Source organism: Mycobacterium sp. E3247, from assembly GCF_001667785.1.
Classification (GTDB): domain Bacteria; phylum Actinomycetota; class Actinomycetes; order Mycobacteriales; family Mycobacteriaceae; genus Mycobacterium.
The window spans coordinates 1-580 of sequence record NZ_LZJG01000056.1 but is presented as its reverse complement, the minus strand read 5'-3'; the positions used below and the strand labels follow the sequence as shown (position 1 = coordinate 580).

Sequence of the window (580 nt, the reverse complement as noted above, 5' to 3'; positions counted from 1 at the left end):
TCTGTTTCCCCGGCCTGGCCGCCGAATGGGCGAAGTGGGGCGCTCAACGCCCGTTCGTGGGGTCGCTGACCATGGAGCTGACCACCGACGCCGACGACGAGGTCGCATCGTGGATCGCGGCGGGAACGCCGCCGATCTGCTTCGGCTTCGGCAGTACAACGGTCGATTCGCCAGCCGACACCATCACCATGATCGGCGAGGCCTGCGCCGAGTTGGGCGAGCGGGCGTTGGTGTGCTCGGGCAAAACCGATTTCAGTGGGGTCGCCCATTCCGACCACGTCAAGGTGGTAGGGGTGGTCAACTACGGGGCGGTCTTTCCCGCTTGCCGGGCGGTGGTGCACCACAGCGGCGCGGGCACCACTGCCGCGGGCCTGCGCGCCGGAGTACCCACCTTGAGCCTTTGGAGCATGAGCGATCAGAAGATCTGGGCGGGCCAGGTGGATCGGCTGAAAGTCGGTGTCGCCCGCCCGTTTTCCCAAACCACGCGCGAGTCGCTGGTGGCCGACCTGCGCCAGATCCTCTCCCCCGACTACGTCTCCCGCGCCCGCGAGCTGGCCGCCCGGATGACGAAGCCCGCGGA

Annotated in this window: 1 protein-coding gene; it reads left to right on the top strand. The window is 68.3% G+C overall.

The features are described 5' to 3' along the window. A partial coding sequence (locus A9X04_RS30780; protein ID WP_369828912.1) for a glycosyltransferase occupies positions 1–580 on the top strand: 580 nt, incomplete at both ends.